This is a genomic window from Planococcus sp. 107-1 (assembly GCF_021513255.1).
Taxonomy (GTDB): Bacteria; Bacillota; Bacilli; order Bacillales_A; family Planococcaceae; genus Planococcus.
In genome coordinates, this window is record NZ_CP090977.1 from 2,545,448 (window position 1) to 2,561,613 (window position 16,166).

Consider the following 16,166-nt stretch of genomic DNA (forward strand, 5'->3'; position numbering starts at 1 on the left):
AAAGGGATCAAACGCTGGCGAGAACTGACACAATTCAAGAAGAATCCGGAATAACTCATGTAGAAGCCGACACAATTCAAGAAGAACTCGTCACAATTCATGTAGAGCCTGACACAATTTAAGTACAACCCATAAAAAATGGACCGCCAATTCGGCAGTCCATCGGGTTCCTTCTATTTAATTGAAAGCTGGAACGGCATTAACGACATGAGCACTTTTCCTTCGACCATATAAGCTGGCACGAGGCCGACTTCTGCACTTCGGCTATCGAGGCTTTCGCCGGGTGTGCGGTTATCCCCCATCACGAAGTAGGCATTTTCCATCACTTCCACCGCAGCCATGTCATCTGGCGTTCCCGTTGTATAAGCCTCTTCCAGTACGCTGCCATTCAAAAGGACTTGGCCGTTTTGAATCGCTACCGTATCTCCTGGAACTCCGATCACGCGTTTTACGACTGAAAAACCGTATTCGTTATTGAAAATCACCACATCATCCCTTTGGTATTCATTAAACACCTTGCTTGAGAGAATGACATCATTCGTTTCAAAGCTAGGGTTCATCGAATCGCCGCTGATGATCGATAAGCCAATTACGTAATTAAAGAAAACATAGATGCTGATCAGCAAAAGCCCGAAGCGGATCCAGCCGAACACTTCGCTTTTCTTTTTTGTTTTCACTTTTGAAGGTTGTTCGACTAAGGTCGTTCCTGTCATTCACCATCACCTGCCGGTTGCTCAACTGGTGTTTCACTTTCTGGCGCTGCAGGCTGTTCGACCGGAGGAGCCGTTGGCGTCGGAGCAGGCGCAGGTGGTGCTTCCGCTTCAGGAGCCGGAGTTTCTGCTTTTGGCTCTTCAGGCTTCGCTTCCTCTTCTTTCGGCTTTTCCGGTTCCGCTTTTTCTACAGGGACGATGCTGCTTTTCCAGTTAGAATTTGCCGTCTGCATCGCTTTTTGCGCTTCGGCGTAAATGGAATCCAATTGGCGCTTCAATTCCTGCTCTTTCGCAGAGTTGTCGATATCGATTCCTTGGATCAGTTGATCGGCGTAATTGCGGATATTCTGGACACGGCGTTCTTTCTCAGCCGCTGTGAATTGGTTCATTTCGACTTCCGCAGCATCCATCTCTTCTTTTAAAGCCGCTTTCAGACGTTCTTTTTGAATCTCTTTCTCGCTCGAAACCGCTTCTTTTATGTGAACAATTGCGTTCTCTCGTTTGTCATCAAACCATTTCGTCAACACTGCATTCAAATCCTCATTGGCAAATGAAACCGTTAAAGTCCCTCCCATGATCACCAGCACGGTCATCATCGCAATCAATACTTTCGCAAAAGCCGTCTTTTTCTTTTTTCGGTAGGTGTCTTTTCTATTTAACATTTCGCCCCTCCTACTAAAATATTAGGGCCCCTTTATGAGGCCCTAATGAGTTTGTGTTTATAATTATTTGTTGATGGAAGATACGATAGCATCTAAATCAGTTTTTGCATCCGCTTCCATTTTTTGAGCTTTTTGAGTAATCAAATCTTGCTGCACCTTTACTAAATCATTTTTCTGCTTAGTGATAGCATCTCGAAGTTCTTTAATTTTGTTATCAATGGCCTTCTTCAAATTATCAGCAGTTACATCTTTTTTGCTATTCAATTGAACGGTCAATTCTCCTTTAGCAGCATTAATTGCCACCTGTAATTCTAATTTAGCGTTATTTGTTACATTCGTTAATTCTGTATGCAATTCACCTAAGGCCTCAGAGCCTTTTCCATTTACAAACGGAGTCAAATCATCATTTGCATACTTAAGCGCTTGATTTCCTACCTCATTTAACTCAGCTATGCCAAATGCATAAACTCCAGCAAATTCAGCATCCATACTATTTAGCAACGCTGTTTTTTTGTCATTTACTGATTTAATATGTGTACCTTTAGCTTCATTGATTTTAATTGTTGCTACTGTTGCTCCTGTCGTCTTTGTAGTCTGGATTGAAGTAGCCGCTGAGTTCTTTAGAACATTATATTCATTATATAAACCACTGATTTTGCCATTTCCGTATGCTCCTACTTTCTGAGCTACGTCTGCTGAAGCATTATTAAATTGCCCATCATACCAACCCTTTAAAGCCGTCCCAGCATCCGTATTCGCCGCTACAAACCCGACTCCTGAGAACAACGTGACTGCTGCAACTCCTGCTACCATTTTGCTTTTTACTGTGTTTAGTTTGATTTTTTTCATTTTCATTTCTCCCCTTTGATTTTAGTTTTTTGTCTTAATAAAAATTTATATAGGATTTCATTAAAACCGATCATCGCAGTGCATCCTCTAAAATTTCATCGATCTCAGATTCCAGTTCCGCTTCAACTGATTTCTTTTGTTCGTTTTCCACTTCGGAGAAGTCTTGCTGCTTGAGCCGCTGCTCTGTGGCATTGGCTATGTCGATATAGCGCTTCTGGTAGTTCTCTACTTCTTTACCTGAATTTTCAGATAATAAATTAGAGAAACTGGCCAATTCATCCTCCGCTAACAACGCCTGCTCTTTTTTGTCTTTGCTGACGGCTTTCTTCAGTTGGATCACTCCAGCTAAATAGTCGCCTACTACCTCATCAACCGCAAAACCAAATGCCTGGTCGTACCAGTTCTTCAGTTTCAACCCACTGTCTGAGTTTCCATAGGCAGTTAGAGAAAATAGTGCTAAACCTAAAACCAATACCATAGTCGTGAACCTTTTCACCCACTCACCTCTCTTTTGAACTATTTAATTTAATTTGTATGGGACATATTGACCTGTCATCCTTACAAGAATTACCTTATCAAATAAATAATTGTAATGCAAGCACTATTTTTAAATTTTTCTGAATATTTTATTCAATTTAGATAGTTCTATTGGTACATCAAGGTTTTCAACCGAAAATTTTTTTATTTCTGCTCAGGACAATATAAATCGCAAAAGCAATTATTCACTAGAGAACGCAAAAAACCATTCTCGATTTAAAACCGAGAATGGTTTTTTTAATTAAACAATCTTCCACGGCGGACCGTGCGGATCCAGAAACCACCATGAATCGTTTTGGAATCATTCGCTACAACAAACGCTTGCGGTTCCAATTCCTTAATCGACTGATATAATTTCAGCTCCCGCTTTTTCGGAGTCAATATCTGCAGAGAGCGACGCGGACCTTCGTGCCCATTCGTTTCCCAGTCCGTAACCCCGTAACCCTGCTCACGCAATTGCTTGGCCAAGTGATCGGAATTATCCGGTGAAACCACCGTAGCCGTTACATAGCCCAAGGTCAATTTGTCTTCAATAATAGAGCCGACCACGACCCCAGCTCCGAAACCAACCGCATATGAAATCAAGTTTTGAATTTGCGAAATGTTTTCCAGCACCAATCCGAGGCCGAGAATATTAATAATGACCTCGATAACGGATAACCCAGCTGCCAAATACCGATAGCCTTTCATCATCAAAATCATGCGGACCGTCGACAAAGTCACATAGACGATACTGATCATGAAAATGACAATGACTAATACAATAGGATTTAAGCCCAAATAGAAACCCTTCTTCCTAATAGTTTATATTTTCCATATACTATTTTGATTTATGTACCTTTTCCGCTCATCTTCCCCTTAAACGTGAAATTGCAAAAACGCGAACCAAATACGATGGCAGAATAACTTCCTACCCGTTTAAACAATAAAAAAATGCCTTCCCGTAAAAGGAAGGCAGCTCGATTTCATTCAGCTGTGACGTTGCGTTTCGGATGTGGTTTTGTCACATCAACTGCATACACTTTGATCTTATTAACCATCAAATCACGGATTCCGTAAATCGGCCGGTTATTCTTTTCAATCGCTTCAATGTAGGCATTCATATGCTCTTGGACTAAAACCCCAACCGGCTTGTCCTTATAAGCATCGTTCATTTGAACTTGGAATGATTTTTCAAAATAAAGATTGGACACTTCAAGTGCTTTCAAGGTGTCCCCTTCAAGATGCGTGCCGACCACTTCGTAGTAATTTCCGTATTCGTCGCGCACTAAATCAGAAGCAACAATATGCTGCATGCTCATCTATTCCAGCTCCTTTAATCTATAAGTATCGGAAGAATTAGCGGCTTACCAAACCAGTCTAAAACTATCTATCCTCTATTATCGTTCCCATCCTCTGCTGCCGTTAAACTTTTTCTTCAATTCAACGAACAAAAGCTCCTGGATTTCTCCAAGAGCTTCCTTACATCTACAGCACTTTACTCAAAAACGACTTCGTCCGCGCATGCTGCGGCCGGGCAAATAATTCGGACGGCACATTCTCTTCAACAATATAGCCGCCGTCCATGAACAAGACGCGGTCGCCCACTTCCCGGGCAAAGCCCATTTCATGCGTCACAACGATCATCGTCATGCCTTCAAGCGCGAGTTGCTTCATAACTTCCAGCACTTCCCCGACCATTTCCGGATCGAGCGCTGACGTCGGTTCATCAAACAGCATGATTCGCGGTTCGAGCGCTAGCGCCCGGGCAATCGCGACGCGCTGCTTTTGCCCGCCGGACAGCGAATCCGGGTAGGCATTGGCTTTTTCGACAAGCCCAACTTTCTTCAATAAAACCAAAGCTTTCTCTTTCGCCACTTTCGGACTTTCCTTTTTCACCTTCATCGGCGACATGGTGATATTCTCCAAAACGGTGCGGTGCGGAAACAGGTTGAATTGTTGGAACACCATGCCGACGTCGGTACGGATTTTATTGATATTGGTTTTTTTATCGGTGATGTCGACGCCTTCAATGTAGACGTGTCCGTCCGTGATGCTTTCAAGTAAATTGATGCAGCGGAGGAAAGTGGATTTCCCGGAACCTGAAGGGCCGATGACGACGACCACTTCTTTTGGCTGAATATCCACAGAAATATCTTTCAAGACTTCATTGTCCCCGAAGGTTTTCTTTAAATTTACGACTTTGATCATTCTGTAGCCAACCTCTTTTCTAAACGGCCCAACAGGTAGCTCATCGACAGCGTCAAGATGAGGTAGATGAGCGCTGCTGTTAAGTAAGGCTCCCAAATTTTATAGTATTGCCCTTGAAACGCACGTCCCCAATACATCAATTCCGGAACGGTGATGACGGCGAGCAGGGAAGAATCTTTCAATAGCACGATGAATTCATTGCCAAGCGGCGGTACCATCCGCTTGAACGCTTGCGGCAAGATGACGTAGCGCATCGCCTGCGCATGGGTTTGTCCAAGTGAACGCGCGGCTTCCATTTGCCCCCGGTCAATTGACTGGATGCCGGCCCGGAAAATTTCTGCAATATAAGCTGCGGCGTTCAACGTCAACGCCACAATCCCGGCCACTATCGCATTGGTCTGTCCGATGACTAGCGGAATCAACCCGAAGTGGATCAATAGAATTTGAACGAATAAAGGCGTCCCCCTGAAAAAGGTGATGTAGAGAATAAAAGGCAGCGCCAGCAATTTGTTGCGCATGATTTTCCCCATGCCGATGAGTAACCCAAGAATGGTGCCAAGCAAGATCCCGACGAGCGAAACGCCGATGGTATATAATGCGCCTTTCAGGAAAAAAGGCATGTAGTCGATGACCAAATCCATCCGAAAATCCATAAATTGCCCTCTCTTTCTTTATTCCGCTTGCGTGCAGCGGAAGAACCGGATTCTCCTGACAAAAATTGCGCAACACCTAGAACCGGAGTTGCGCAATTGGAGCTGTATTATTATTGCTGCGCTTTTAAGGTTTCAAGATCCGGTTCGGTGCCGAACCATTCCTGGTAGATTTCCGTATAGGTGCCGTTGTCGATAATGGCTTTGATCGCTTCATCAAAATCTGCTTTCAACTCGCTGCCTTTCGGGAACAGGATGCCGTAGAATTCATCGGCAAAATCTTCATCCGGCACAACTTTCAATTTCTGCTCCGGATTCATCTGCGTATAATATTCGACAATTGTATTATCCGCAATAACCGCATCCGCTCCGCCTGCCAGAAGTTCTTGAATCGCCAAATTATTATCGGCAAATTTCAAAACGTCGGTGCTGTTTTCACCGGCAATCGTTTCAGCCGCTTCCTGTCCTGTCGAGCCGTTCAATACGGCGATTTTCTTGCCTTTCAAATCTTCGCCGCTCTCCACGTCACTGTCTTCTGGAACCATGATCATATTCGTCGACAAATAATAAGGGACGGAGAAATCGTATGTTTCTTTCCGTTCATCGTTGATTGTGATGGACGACACCGCAAGATCGGCCGTTTTCCCTTCAATCTCAACAAAAATCGGCTCCCAGCCGATGACTTCGATATCCGCTTCGTAGCCGGCTTCTTCAACGACCGCTTCCGCAAAATCAACGCCGAAGCCTGTGACTTCACCGCCGTCCAGGTATTCCATCGGTGCATAAGCCCCGTCTGTTACGAGGCGCAGTTTTTCTTTCTCGCCGCCGGAATCCCCTGAACTTCCGCCCGCCGTCTCCTCTTCTCCGCAAGCAGCCAGTGCAAGCGAAAGCGTCCCCATCAAAACTAAACTGATTAACGACCTTTTCTTCATTTGTCATTTCCCCCTTTGTCTCTATGCATTTCCTCCACGTACTGAAGACAGCACGGCAATACCATCCTTCAAGATAAATACTAAAATTATTTCAGAATCCGTTACTTAATTCCTTGAAAAACCACCAAAACCAAAGACGAAATTACTATATTAAATGAAAATTTTTAATTATTAAAATATTATCAATGGAATCAATTTCCGTCAAGCACATCTTTTGCTTGCAACATTTTGGGCAAGAGAAAAGCATGAACCCGAATCGGTCCATGCCTGTCAATTATTATTCTGTAGAGCCTATCGTTTTGTTTCATTCTTCACGAAAGTCTTTTCACCAGTCCGATGGTCTTTGATGATTTTATCTTCTGTTGGAACGTCTTCAGAGCCTTCATCCGGCGCGTTCTGGAAATTCTTATCCGTCAGCGCATCCGGATCTTTATCGCCTTGAACCATTTGCTTCGCTTTCTTCGCGAATTTATCAATTCCTGATTCTCCGTTTTCAGCCATAGTGAACGCCTCCTTCAATCTTTATTTACTCCTTTCCCGTTCACTCCATTTAAAAAACGCATCAGAGAAAATCTCCGATGCGCGCATTATGCCTTAAACCGTTTCAACTTCTTTTTGAACAAAGCTGTCGGCTAAAATCAGCTCTATATTTTCAATGCCGAGACGCGTCGGCGTCCGTCCTTGCGTCCGCATATCCCGATTGAGTGCTGCTGAAGCCATTTCAATGAGTGATGTGCAGATCGGCGTCGCAACAGACAGCTGTTTGCCGAGCGCTTCAAGCATCACAAGCCCTTCCGGAACGTCTTCTGTTATATAGCGGGAATCGACTTTCACCGGGCCTTTTGCACGGGTCGGCATCGCTGCATACCAGAAGAAAACTTCCTTTGCATCTTCCGTATCGTCCAAGGTGTTGCGGTATTTGCAAGCTTCAACATACGAAAGCCGAGGAAAACCGAGCTTTTCCAAGACATCCATTTTTTCGCTGTCCAGCTTCTCTAAAATGTTCCAGACGCTCGGCGTGAAGACTTCATGGTACATGACATAATCGCCGTTCGTTTTTTCGATGCGTGGCATGCTCATGATGGCGCCGACCGTATGGACGATTAGATTCGGATTATGAAGTGCCGCTTCCACGACAGAAGACAAGTAAACGAACGGGAATCCGAGCGCCTCCAAATCATCTTTCACTGCCGGAAGATTCGCTGCAGGATAAACGCCAAGCGGATTTCGCACGTTGCGGAATCCAACTTTTATCAGCCCCGGCTCCAAAATGCGGCAATCGAGGAATGAACTTTCCGCCTCTACAATCGTAATCGCTTTCCCGGAATTGTATTTCAACATGTAAGCGGTCGACAAGTACCCCGGATTAATCAACACAATCTGGCCGTCAACCAAATGCTTCGACATTTTAGCGATCAGCTCTTCGTGATAATTCGTTTGAATGTAAACGATTACAATTTTAGCTCTAGACAAATCGGCTAATTCTTTTGTGACGTGCGCGATTTTAGTCGTCTTCATTTCCTCTTTCTCGTGGAGCCGCACTTCCCCGTCATGATCTAGTAAATGCTGGAAGTTTTCATTGTGCATCGAATTCGATGTCTTGATCAATGTCACTTCATGCCCCTTTAGCGATAAATCGGCTGCAACTGCACAGCCGCCATTTCCTGCTCCCAATACCGCAATTCTCATCTTGCATTCCCCCTTGTTTATCTACCTATTTGATATTTCCATAGATGTAGATATCTGTAAATCCAGATCAATAAAATAAACCCATTCCTTCTAAAGGAATCGATTTTTCAACCGCCTGGCTATTCACGTGTTTATTCTAGATACAAAGATTCAAATCACAGCCTAACTTTCCGTGATTTCCTAAATTTTAGTATATCACAGTAATTTTATTGTCTATTGTTTCTACACAATTGTCTGGCTCCGGTTCATGAGTAAAATCAGCATCCAGCAGTGTAGAAAGAAAGACTAATTTCAGCAGACTGGACTTAGCCCAATAAATCTTATTGCTTATACAATTTGATCCGATTATTAAAGACTAGAAAGAAGCCAAGCAGAGAACAAAAGGATTTCCGCTTGGCTTTTCAATTGATTTGACTGTCCTTAGGTTAACCAAATCCCTATAATATCCCCTCTCTCAAAATGGCAAATCCCCAAGCCGGCTATCCTTCGCTTCCCTCTCCTGTTCAGCCAGGAATTCGCTGAAATGCTCCCACGTCGAATAACGCGGATCAGCTGCTTCATGGGATGTGAACATTTCAGCGAGGAATTTACCGAAGGCGTCCGGACGTGCTTCGTGGTCCCAGACCATTTGAAAGTTCTTGCTGTAGGTGACGCGGTTGAAATTGCCGAAAATCTGGGTGAGTGCGCTGACCAGTGAACGGATTTTTGATAGCAATGGCTTCTCCATAAAGCGGTTGTCGCTGTAAACGAGCCCATCCCGGTCCATCAAGCGCACACTGAAAGACAAGTCATAATCCTCCAATACGAGTACTAAATTGTTCTTTCCGAACATCTCCCCACCTCCTCTACTTTCACCATACAAAAGAGTCCGACTGTGCGCAAGCACACAATTCGGACTCTTGCTGGCAGTAACTTTAACTATTTACCGCACATTCACCAATTCCATTTCCACACGCCCTTGCGCATTGACCGATTTGACGGTCGCATAGCCTTCCACCATATAGTATTTGAGTCCGCTTTGCGTCATCACTTCTGTCGCATTCGTAAACGTTTTGTATTTGGTCGTCACGGTTTTATTGACCCCGGTGATGGTGTTTTTGATCATTTCATCTCCGAGTCCCGTATCAAAGGTTTTGCCGACGCGAACCGGATAAGCGAGGGCGATGTCGTATTCGGAATACGGATAGCCATAGGCAAAGATACTATAGTTTTCAAGCTCCAAGTATTCGTAGGAATCGCCGTCGACTTGCGCTGTCCACATAAATCCGTAGACGAGCCCGTCGCGGTTCGGCACATTCTGATAGCGGTGAACCGCTGTCGTTCCGTCAGACATTTGGTAAGTGTAGGTTTTCGTCTTGTCTTTCAAGTAGGAATCTGGAATCACCGCATCATTTTTAAATTTCGGTTCAAGTGCCCGTGCGAGAAACGCAGAAAACTGGCCGCGTGTGACAGCTTGGCGCGGCGGAACGTATTGTCCGGGTAACCCACCGTGATATTCGCTGCGAGAATTTTGCTGATGGCTTCAGAATAGACGGCATTCGGACCGACATCCTTGAAGGAAGAATTGAACGTAAACGACAGATCAAAGACCCGCTCGACGATCAACGCCATATCCCCGCGGATAATCGGCGCGTTCGGACGAAACGTCCCATCTCCGTATCCTTTCAAATAGCCTGCCTCTGCCGCTTCTGCAATATAGCCGCTCGCATAATGGCCGCTCGGCACATCTTTAAACGGCGTCGTCCCTTTCGTCCCGTCAAAACCTTTCAAACGGCCGATTATCACAGCCGCTTGCGCCCGTGTGACTTCCACGTCGGGCCGCACTGTACCATCGGAATAACCGCTTACGACGCCTTTCTCCATTAAATACGTCATTTCATCATAGAACGCATGCTTTTTCGGCAAATCGGGAGCCGCTGCCGCTGCTGGGAGTGCCAAAAACAAGGTCAGTAAGATGATTACAAGAGAAAAAAGCTTTTTCATGATGCCACTCCTTTGCTGGATCGATTGGTTGTTAATTTCATTCTACCGTTGAAAGTTATTAAAATCTATATTATTTATTAAATATTCAGATATTTTTTCATGTGTTTATTAAATAAAAATCCATTTGCAGAGATCTTTCACTCTGCAAATGGATTTGATTATCTTTTATATTATTTTATAGAGTAGCTAAATCTTATATACTTTAATACCGCTTCTTAAAAGCCGCATTCCAAAGTGCCGCACTCGCACCGGCAATCAATACTGATGCAATCACCGGATGCTGTTCAGCTGTCGCATACAAACTTCTCGAGCGGACCCAGCCGGTATTCGCTCCTCTTTCATGCCTGCCCTAGCCCGCTTCGTATAAAGCGGTGTCTTCAACCGAACGGGATGGACGTTCGGATTGCTAGGTGCGGAACATCGTCAGCTCCATGAATTTATCCATGAAGCGCGGCGCGACGTTTCCAACGAATGCGCCGAACTTCGCCTGGAAGCCGACGAACATGTCGCGCTTCGGATGCGCAGCCGCAAACAAGATGGCATTCGCTACCGCTTCCGGTGCGTACAGTTTCATTTCTTGGCCGCCGTTTTTTTATAATCCAGCTTCGCCGTAAAAGACAAGTTCGTCATCGTCCGCTCTTCGTAATTCACACCGTTCACCATCTTGAACAAATGGTACGGCGTTTCCGATGCCAATTCGTCGAGTTCTTCAAGCTTTCGCCTCACAGCCATTTTGAACTGAAGCTCATACGCCTTCCGCATCTTTTTATCAAAAATCTCTTTGCTGATGTCAATGTCAATCGTGCTGCCGTTGCTCAGCGTCACGAGTGTATGTTTATCCTGTAAATTGTCCGTCGCATGGATATGGCTCAGCGAAAACCAGATGCAGTCTTTCCGCGCCGGCGATTTGCACGGAAGCAGGATAATTTCTTTCTCATAATCCAAGATGATCGGATACATGCTGATCTTCCCGAGAATATCGTGCGCACCTTCCATTGCTCCGCGCAGGCTCGTCCCCCGGTAGAGAAAATTCGTATCGATTAATTGATAAGGGCTTTTATCAGCCTCGAGGTAACCATCCTTCCCGCACACCAACGAATGCAAATCTCCATTATTATAATGCGGCACAATCATCAGCGTGTCGGGCGTGATTGCGTAATTTTTATTCATTCTCATCTCTAAATTTCCCCCTTTTGAATTAAACCCTTTATCAATCCAATAAAAAAGGAGTATACTAACAGGTAGTTGGTATACTCCAGCTAACAGCCTCCGGGTGATGGTCCGCTCAGACTTTCACACCCGGAGGTTTCTTTTTGTTTTTCGGCTCTTTTTCACTTCTCACCTTCCTTCCGGAAAATGCCGGCAGGTACGGATCTAAAGCCTTTCCTCTGCCTTTCTTTTCCTATTCTTCACAATTATATAATCACATAGTACTATTGTCTAACTATTTATTCTATTTTAACTATTTTATTTTTTTAGTTATCAAACGCCTTCAAAACCCCTTTAGAGCCAACGAAAAAGCGATAACTTTTGATTTTGTATTCGTTTCAGCATGTGTTAATTTCCCTTCTATAGACCTAAAAGAGTCTCTACGAATATTTCCGTTACCCAACTAAAACCTCTGAATAGCCAATAAAACAAATTAATTCCATATTTTCTCTTTAAATATTGATACTATCCTTCTCCATCGATTATAGTAAATAAGTTGTATACTATTTATTTACAGGAGGAACAGCTATGTTTTTCTCAGATCTCTTTTCTGGGCCATATGGATTCATCACGGCTTTTGTGTTTTGGTATCCTTTTTTCATGGCTCTTTTTTGGATGGCCGGATCCATTCTGTTTATCCGGACAAAAGAATCCAAAAGCGAAACCGTAAATTTTGAAGAAATCGATTGGCCCATGGTCAGCATCTTGGTGCCTTGCTATAACGAAGAAGAAACAATCGAAGAAACGGTTAAAAATTTGACCGGCCTCTCCTATCCTAAAAAAGAAATCATCTTGATCAACGACGGTTCGACCGACCGGACAGGAGAACTTATTCAACAGTTATCCGCTGAACATGAAAGTGTCCGCGGCATCCAACTTCACGAAAACCGCGGCAAAGCGAATGCGCTGCAAGTCGGTTTGTTCGCATCGCGTTCGGAATACTTGATCTGCGTCGACTCGGATGCATTACTTGCAGATACCGCTCCTTATTACTTGATCCACCATTTCTTTAAAGGCGGCGAACGCCTCGGCGCAGTAACCGGCAACCCGGCGATCCGCAACCGGAACAATTTGCTGAGCCGGATGCAATTGGTCGAATACGCCTCCATCATCGGCGCCATTAAACGGACGCAGCGGCTTCTCGGAAAGGTAATGACGGTCTCCGGCGTCGTCGTCGCGTTCCGCAAAAAAGCGTTGGTCGACGTTGGCCTTTGGGACCGGGATATGATTACCGAAGACATTGCCGTCAGCTGGAAACTCCAGAAGAAATTCTGGGATGTGCGCTATGAACCGCGCGCAATTTGCTGGATGCTTGTGCCGGAAACCTTATCGGGCATCTGGAAGCAGCGCGTGCGCTGGGCGCAAGGCGAGGCAAGAAGTCATCCTTCGTCACTGGCGCATCCTCTTCAGCTGGAAACAGCGAAGAATCTGGCTGATCTACCTAGAGCAATGGACAAGCATCATTTGGGCCTTCAGCTGGCTATTCGTTACCACCATCTTGCTATTCACTGCAGAAACTTTCCAGGAAATGCTGATTTGGTTCACCATTACATCGTTCGCCCTCGTCTTCATAAGCTTGATTCAGTTATTTGTCGCGCTGTCGATCGACTCGCGTTATAACCGCGTGATGAAGTATTATTTCTGGGCCGCTTGGTACCCGGCCATTTACTGGATGGTCAACACCGCTGTGGTCATGGCTGCCGTTCCACGCGCCATCGCATCACGCATGAAAGGAGGGTATGCCGTATGGCACAGTCCGGACCGCGGCTTGAAGAAGAAAACTTCATAATCACCGGCAACCGATCCTGGTTTCATGTCATCGTTGACACCCTTTTCACGTTGATTTTCTGGGCATACAGTTTACTCGTAGTCGTATTTTTCCTATCCGCTACATTCGGCTTCAATACGATTCTGACTCAAATCGTCAATGCCGCTTTTAATACAGTCAATCAAGACATACGAGATTTAGTGCTGTTAGGCTTAGCCGTTTTTCTGATCTTCTATGCTTTACTTTTTATAAACCGGCTCTACAATAAAAAGAAATTCGGTGTTTTGAAGAGACGCCATTATCCCGATGCCGTCACCAATATCGAACTTGCTTCACTCGGATTAATGGATGAAGACGCCATCGAGAAACTGCAAAACTCCGATTATGCTGTTTTTGAAACAAATCCGATCACTCCATTGGAAAGGAAGAAATGGTGATGAGAAAAATCGGCATCTGGTCGATAGCCATCCTGCTTGTCGGCCTCTTCCTATTCTCTCGAAAAGACTTGTTTGTCAGCGCATTTTCAAACAATACCCCGGCAATGTCTTTTCCAAATGAGCTAGAAACTGGCTGCCTTGGCCTGAATTATCACCGGGTTTTGGACGATACGCTGTTCGTTAAATCTGCGCGAAGCTTGACGCAATCGAAAGAACTGGTGCAATACAGTGTACTCGAAAGCGAGTTCAAGGCACAGATTGCGGCATTAAAGAAAGCGGGCGCCGTTTTTCTGAATGAAGAACAGCTGCTCAAAGCGAAGCAAGAAAATGCCTTGCCAAATAAATGCGTTTGGATCTCGTTCGATGACATCGACCGCTCCGTCTATGAAAATGCTTTTCCCATACTAAAAGAAGAAAATGTGCCATTTACGATGTTCGTCATTGCCGGACACGTGGGCGAAGAAGACTTCAGCAATTTGGACATGGCGTCCTGGGACGATTTAAGAAAAATGAAAGACAGCGGCTTGGCCGATTTCGGGTCGCATACATACGACATGCACCGATTTGAAGACGAAACACCGGTCTTCCTGCTTCCTGAGCAAGCGGATAAGTTTAAACAAGACCTGCAAAAAAGCCTCGACACCATCGAATCCGAACTCGACGTGACCGTCCGAAGCTTTGCCTACCCGTACGGCAATACAAATGAGCTGGTCAAGGGCCTCGTTGAAGAACAAGGACTGGAAGCCGGCTACATCTTAGCCCCACAAACGATTCGCCCGAACGACGATAATTTCCTGACAAACCGGATCATTGTCAATCAGGCAACGTTTGACGATGTGGTGCTTCCTTATATAGAAGGAAACTAAACTAGCCGATCCCCAGAATCGTTATTCTGGGGATCGGCTTTTATAGTGAATTCAGCTGCTCGTTCAATTTTGTCTGGCAACAGCATAAGCTTTCTCTTCCCCCTAGTATGAGTCGCTTATCGACACTAATAGTGTTTCAACCGACACTATTTCCTTTTCTTCCTGCACTATCCCCTTTTCTTCTTACACTAGGCTGATTCCGTATCCAATCTCATACTTTTTGAATCCAGTCCAAAACAATCCGAATTCAACCAAGTTCGTACTGAAATCAAACCTTGGACACGTGGAATCAACCCATACCCTATCGAAATCAATCCGTACTGCTTTTTTCGCTTTTCGCAAAGCGGAAAGCCGGTTTTGGGCGATTGGATTGTGCTTTCGGGCGAGTTTCCCGCAAAGTTGCTTGAGTTCCTCTCAAGTCGTGATGAGTTTCCCCCTAAGTCGCTTGAGTTCCTCTTAAACCGCTTTGAGTTTCCCGTAAATTCTTATTTCCGCTTTCCCCCGCCCTTCTTCTACCCGAAACAGATTGACCATTACCAACAACAAAAAACCGTCCCCAGAACCCAAAACGGATTCCAGAAACGGCTCTTCTATTCACTCACGTATCCAAAAAGTTCTTTCCAACCAACTCCCCCGCATGAAAAATAAATTCCGCTGCGAGCTTCACACCATTTTCCAAATCATCTAAATCGACAACTTCTACAGGCGAATGCGTATAGCGGGACGGAATCGAAATGACTCCTGATGAAACACCAGTCGATGTCATATGAATCGCCCCCGCATCCGTGCCGATGCCCATGAAGATTTCCGTTTGAACCGGAATCGCCTTCTCCTCTGCGACGCGCTCCAACAAACCCGTCACAAGCGGATGGGCAATCAACGACTTATCGGCAATCTTGATGCATGGACCTGCACCAAGCGTCCGTGTGCCTGTCATCAACACATCATACGTATCGCTTGTCGGCGTCGTATCGATCGCCAATGCAAAGTCTGGTTTGAATGCCGGCGATAAGACGGAAGCTCCCCGAAGTCCCACTTCTTCCTGTACGGTAAAGACACAGTAGACATCGCCGTGCAAACGGTCCGGATTGTCCTTCAGCAAAGAAATCAGTTCAATCAACATCGCACATCCCGCTCGGTCATCCAACGCTTTCCCAACTACCCTGTTGCGCCCCACTCGCTTCAATTCACTGCCATAGCTGATCGGCTGCCCGACTCGTACACCCATTTCCAGCACTTCTTCGGCATTCGCTGCACCGATATCAATATAGAGTTCCCGATGATTCGCAATCCGTTTCGGGTCGTCCCATTTCATGTAGTGAGTCGACAAAGTTCCGATCACCCCATCAACATAACCATCCACGCCTTTGATCTTCACCGACTGCGCATGCAAGATGCGCGAATCAAATCCGCCAAGCAATTCAAAGCGAAGCGTACCGTTCGGTTCGATCTTTTTGACGATAAAGCCGATTTCATCCGCGTGCGCTGCAAGCAGCACAGACGGCATACTAGTATCCGTCGCATTGAGTTTAACAATCAGATTGCCCAAAGCGTCCACTTCGACTGAATCCGCCTGGTCCACTACTTTATCCCGAATATAGCGCTGGACGTCCTGTTCAAATCCGCTCGGTCCAACGAGTTCGCATAATTCCTTCAACAATTGATACACAAAACCACTCCAAGC

21 protein-coding genes are annotated in these 16,166 nt (G+C 45.3%); 4 read left to right on the forward strand and 17 right to left on the reverse strand.

The genetic code is table 11. The features are described 5' to 3' along the window. Window positions 1-173: 173 nt before the first annotated feature. The 16 genes from lepB to L0M13_RS13350 form a co-directional block, all read right to left on the reverse strand. Complete coding sequence (gene lepB, locus L0M13_RS13275; protein ID WP_235196955.1) at window positions 174-713, reverse strand: signal peptidase I; 540 nt, start codon at window positions 711-713, stop codon at window positions 174-176. Beyond that, window positions 710-1,372, reverse strand: a complete 663-nt coding sequence (locus tag L0M13_RS13280; protein ID WP_235196956.1) for a hypothetical protein — start codon at window positions 1,370-1,372, stop codon at window positions 710-712. Before L0M13_RS13280 ends, lepB begins: the two co-directional genes overlap by 4 nt. Before the next feature lie 63 nt (window positions 1,373-1,435). Further along, entirely contained in the window at window positions 1,436-2,221 is a 786-nt protein-coding gene (locus L0M13_RS13285) for a hypothetical protein (protein ID WP_235196957.1), read from the reverse strand. Window positions 2,222-2,291: 70 nt separating this feature from the next. Further along, window positions 2,292-2,717, reverse strand: coding sequence for a hypothetical protein (locus tag L0M13_RS13290; RefSeq protein WP_235196958.1), 426 nt, complete (start codon window positions 2,715-2,717; stop codon window positions 2,292-2,294). 278 nt (window positions 2,718-2,995) lie between these two features. Continuing rightward, window positions 2,996-3,538 (reverse strand): DUF2179 domain-containing protein, encoded by a 543-nt coding sequence (locus L0M13_RS13295; RefSeq protein WP_235196959.1) that lies wholly within the window; start codon window positions 3,536-3,538, stop codon window positions 2,996-2,998. Window positions 3,539-3,723: 185 nt separating this feature from the next. Then, entirely contained in the window at window positions 3,724-4,059 is a 336-nt protein-coding gene (locus L0M13_RS13300) for a hypothetical protein (RefSeq protein WP_235196960.1), read from the reverse strand. 166 nt (window positions 4,060-4,225) lie between these two features. After that, window positions 4,226-4,948, reverse strand: coding sequence for an amino acid ABC transporter ATP-binding protein (locus tag L0M13_RS13305; protein ID WP_235196961.1), 723 nt, complete (start codon window positions 4,946-4,948; stop codon window positions 4,226-4,228). Then, window positions 4,945-5,601, reverse strand: coding sequence for an amino acid ABC transporter permease (locus L0M13_RS13310; protein ID WP_235196962.1), 657 nt, complete (start codon window positions 5,599-5,601; stop codon window positions 4,945-4,947). The genes L0M13_RS13305 and L0M13_RS13310 overlap by 4 nt, the downstream gene beginning before the upstream one ends. A gap of 110 nt (window positions 5,602-5,711) precedes the next feature. After that, window positions 5,712-6,530, reverse strand: coding sequence for a transporter substrate-binding domain-containing protein (locus L0M13_RS13315; RefSeq protein WP_235196963.1), 819 nt, complete (start codon window positions 6,528-6,530; stop codon window positions 5,712-5,714). A 291-nt stretch (window positions 6,531-6,821) separates the two neighbouring features. Further along, window positions 6,822-7,031: a hypothetical protein gene (locus L0M13_RS13320; protein ID WP_235196964.1), complete on the reverse strand. Its 210-nt coding sequence runs from the start codon at window positions 7,029-7,031 to the stop codon at window positions 6,822-6,824. Window positions 7,032-7,124: 93 nt separating this feature from the next. Next, window positions 7,125-8,219 (reverse strand): NAD/NADP octopine/nopaline dehydrogenase family protein, encoded by a 1,095-nt coding sequence (locus tag L0M13_RS13325; protein WP_235196965.1) that lies wholly within the window; start codon window positions 8,217-8,219, stop codon window positions 7,125-7,127. 454 nt (window positions 8,220-8,673) lie between these two features. Next, the gene (locus L0M13_RS13330) at window positions 8,674-9,051 is read right to left on the reverse strand and encodes a PLC family EF-hand domain-containing protein (RefSeq protein ID WP_235196966.1); all 378 of its coding nucleotides are present in this window, start codon (window positions 9,049-9,051) and stop codon (window positions 8,674-8,676) included. 90 nt (window positions 9,052-9,141) lie between these two features. After that, window positions 9,142-9,603 carry a hypothetical protein gene (locus L0M13_RS13335; protein ID WP_235196967.1) on the reverse strand — a complete coding sequence of 154 codons (462 nt, stop codon included), beginning with the start codon at window positions 9,601-9,603 and terminating at the stop codon, window positions 9,142-9,144. Continuing rightward, complete coding sequence (locus tag L0M13_RS13340) at window positions 9,600-10,202, reverse strand: S-layer homology domain-containing protein (protein WP_235196968.1); 603 nt, start codon at window positions 10,200-10,202, stop codon at window positions 9,600-9,602. Before L0M13_RS13340 ends, L0M13_RS13335 begins: the two co-directional genes overlap by 4 nt. A 406-nt stretch (window positions 10,203-10,608) precedes the next feature. After that, complete coding sequence (locus L0M13_RS13345; protein WP_235196970.1) at window positions 10,609-10,776, reverse strand: hypothetical protein; 168 nt, start codon at window positions 10,774-10,776, stop codon at window positions 10,609-10,611. After that, the gene (locus L0M13_RS13350) at window positions 10,773-11,378 is read right to left on the reverse strand and encodes a competence protein ComK (RefSeq protein ID WP_235196971.1); all 606 of its coding nucleotides are present in this window, start codon (window positions 11,376-11,378) and stop codon (window positions 10,773-10,775) included. Before L0M13_RS13350 ends, L0M13_RS13345 begins: the two co-directional genes overlap by 4 nt. 561 nt (window positions 11,379-11,939) lie before the next feature. Here L0M13_RS13350 and L0M13_RS13355 point away from each other — a divergent pair. From L0M13_RS13355 to L0M13_RS13370, 4 genes are read left to right on the forward strand one after another with little or no spacing between them, the layout of a single operon-like run. Next, on the forward strand, window positions 11,940-13,031 hold the full coding sequence (locus L0M13_RS13355) for a glycosyltransferase (RefSeq protein ID WP_235196972.1): 1,092 nt from the start codon (window positions 11,940-11,942) through the stop codon (window positions 13,029-13,031). A gap of 4 nt (window positions 13,032-13,035) precedes the next feature. Continuing rightward, window positions 13,036-13,200, forward strand: coding sequence for a hypothetical protein (locus tag L0M13_RS13360; protein ID WP_235196973.1), 165 nt, complete (start codon window positions 13,036-13,038; stop codon window positions 13,198-13,200). Then, window positions 13,158-13,616, forward strand: coding sequence for a PgaD family protein (locus L0M13_RS13365; protein ID WP_235196974.1), 459 nt, complete (start codon window positions 13,158-13,160; stop codon window positions 13,614-13,616). Before L0M13_RS13360 ends, L0M13_RS13365 begins: the two co-directional genes overlap by 43 nt. Then, window positions 13,616-14,482, forward strand: a complete 867-nt coding sequence (locus L0M13_RS13370) for a polysaccharide deacetylase family protein (RefSeq protein WP_235196975.1) — start codon at window positions 13,616-13,618, stop codon at window positions 14,480-14,482. The genes L0M13_RS13365 and L0M13_RS13370 overlap by 1 nt, the downstream gene beginning before the upstream one ends. Before the next feature lie 598 nt (window positions 14,483-15,080). Here the strand turns inward: L0M13_RS13370 and L0M13_RS13375 are convergent. Then, the gene (locus L0M13_RS13375; RefSeq protein ID WP_235196976.1) at window positions 15,081-16,151 is read right to left on the reverse strand and encodes a M42 family metallopeptidase; all 1,071 of its coding nucleotides are present in this window, start codon (window positions 16,149-16,151) and stop codon (window positions 15,081-15,083) included. Window positions 16,152-16,166 lie beyond the last annotated feature (15 nt).

Coding starts and splice junctions, on each gene's coding strand:
- L0M13_RS13285 (WP_235196957.1), bottom strand. CDS start 2,221: ATGAAAAAAATCAAACTAAACACAGTAAAAAGCAAAATGGTAGCAGGA.
- L0M13_RS13325 (WP_235196965.1), bottom strand. CDS start 8,219: ATGAGAATTGCGGTATTGGGAGCAGGAAATGGCGGCTGTGCAGTTGCA.
- L0M13_RS13305 (WP_235196961.1), bottom strand. CDS start 4,948: ATGATCAAAGTCGTAAATTTAAAGAAAACCTTCGGGGACAATGAAGTC.
- L0M13_RS13345 (WP_235196970.1), bottom strand. CDS start 10,776: ATGAAACTGTACGCACCGGAAGCGGTAGCGAATGCCATCTTGTTTGCG.
- L0M13_RS13340 (WP_235196968.1), bottom strand. CDS start 10,202: ATGAAAAAGCTTTTTTCTCTTGTAATCATCTTACTGACCTTGTTTTTG.
- L0M13_RS13355 (WP_235196972.1), top strand. CDS start 11,940: ATGTTTTTCTCAGATCTCTTTTCTGGGCCATATGGATTCATCACGGCT.
- L0M13_RS13310 (WP_235196962.1), bottom strand. CDS start 5,601: ATGGATTTTCGGATGGATTTGGTCATCGACTACATGCCTTTTTTCCTG.
- L0M13_RS13350 (WP_235196971.1), bottom strand. CDS start 11,378: ATGAGAATGAATAAAAATTACGCAATCACGCCCGACACGCTGATGATT.
- L0M13_RS13315 (WP_235196963.1), bottom strand. CDS start 6,530: ATGAAGAAAAGGTCGTTAATCAGTTTAGTTTTGATGGGGACGCTTTCG.
- L0M13_RS13365 (WP_235196974.1), top strand. CDS start 13,158: ATGGCACAGTCCGGACCGCGGCTTGAAGAAGAAAACTTCATAATCACC.
- L0M13_RS13370 (WP_235196975.1), top strand. CDS start 13,616: ATGAGAAAAATCGGCATCTGGTCGATAGCCATCCTGCTTGTCGGCCTC.
- L0M13_RS13300 (WP_235196960.1), bottom strand. CDS start 4,059: ATGAGCATGCAGCATATTGTTGCTTCTGATTTAGTGCGCGACGAATAC.
- L0M13_RS13330 (WP_235196966.1), bottom strand. CDS start 9,051: ATGTTCGGAAAGAACAATTTAGTACTCGTATTGGAGGATTATGACTTG.
- L0M13_RS13320 (WP_235196964.1), bottom strand. CDS start 7,031: ATGGCTGAAAACGGAGAATCAGGAATTGATAAATTCGCGAAGAAAGCG.
- L0M13_RS13280 (WP_235196956.1), bottom strand. CDS start 1,372: ATGTTAAATAGAAAAGACACCTACCGAAAAAAGAAAAAGACGGCTTTT.
- lepB (WP_235196955.1), bottom strand. CDS start 713: ATGACAGGAACGACCTTAGTCGAACAACCTTCAAAAGTGAAAACAAAA.